The 1083-nt window shown below is 78.4% G+C and carries 1 protein-coding gene; it reads left to right on the top strand.

Features of this window, described 5'->3' with window-relative positions:
• Nucleotides 1–35: 35 nt before the first annotated feature.
• On the top strand, nucleotides 36–1083 hold a 1048-nt coding region (locus tag IDM29_RS16820; protein WP_188037852.1), incomplete at its 3' end, for an AMP-binding protein.

Raw genomic sequence — 1083 nt, 5'->3', positions numbered from 1 at the left:
AGGCGACGGCGCCCGACGCCGCCCCGCCCGCCTGGGTGAGCGCGCTGGTCGCACGGGCGCACGAGCAGGTGCCGCGGTACCGCCGGCTCGCGCGCGCCGGCCGCTCGGGCCCGACCACCCCGCTGCGCGACCTCGCCCCCGTCGACCGCGAGGACCTGCGGCGGCGGATCGCCGACTTCGTGCCGCTCGACGTCCCGCTCGACCGCGTCCTGGAGGGCACGAGCTCCGGCTCGACGGGCGCCGCGCTGCGGATCCCGCTGCACCCGCTCTTCGTCGCCGGGGACGTCGTCCTGATCCACCGCCTCCTGGCGGAGGCGGGCGTCGACTGGCGCCCCGCGGTGGACCGGCTCGGCCTCGCGAACGTCGTCGACCAGCGGGCCGCGTTCACGTACCCGTCCGCGATGACGGCCTTCCCGCGCGAGGACGGCGAGCCCGTCCCGGTAATGGCCCGGGTCAACCTCGACGACGGCGCCTGGCGTCGGCCGGGCGACCGGGAGCGGTTCCTCGCGGCCTGGGACCCGCAGGTCCTCAGCTCCTCGCCGCTGCCGCTCCTGCGGCTGGTCGAGCTCGCGCGCGCGGGGCTCGACCTGCACCCCGTCGCGCTCGTCAGCGGGGCGGCGCACCTGACGCCCGCGGTCCGGCGGCTGGTGGCCGACACGTGGGACGCGCCGCTGATCGACCTCTACGGGCTGCGCGAGACGGGGGCCGTCGCCACGCGCCGGGACGACGGTCCGTTCGTCGTCCTGCCGCGGCACGTGTGGGTCGAGGCGCTCGACCCGGACGGTGCGCCGTGCGCCGACGGCGTGCCGGGGGAGCTGACCGTGACCACCGACGAGAACCTCTACCTGCCGCTGCTGCGCTACCGCACCGGCGACCAGGGCGCCCTGCGCCGCCGGCCCGACGGCACCGTGGAGATCCACGGCCTCGAGGGCCGCGCCCCGGTGCGCTACCGCCACCGCGACGGCACCTGGCGGCCGTCCGTCGACGCGACGCAGGTGCTCCAGGGCCACGGCGTCGCGGCGTGGGAGCTGCACCAGGCGGCGGACGGTGCCGTCCGTCTCCGGGCGCTGCCCGCCGCGGGCC

Source organism: Actinotalea sp. JY-7885 (genome assembly GCF_014525465.1).
Lineage (GTDB): Bacteria > Actinomycetota > Actinomycetes > Actinomycetales > Cellulomonadaceae > Actinotalea.
Note: the sequence above shows the minus strand (reverse complement) of the source record. Positions and strands in the feature narration are given on the sequence as shown.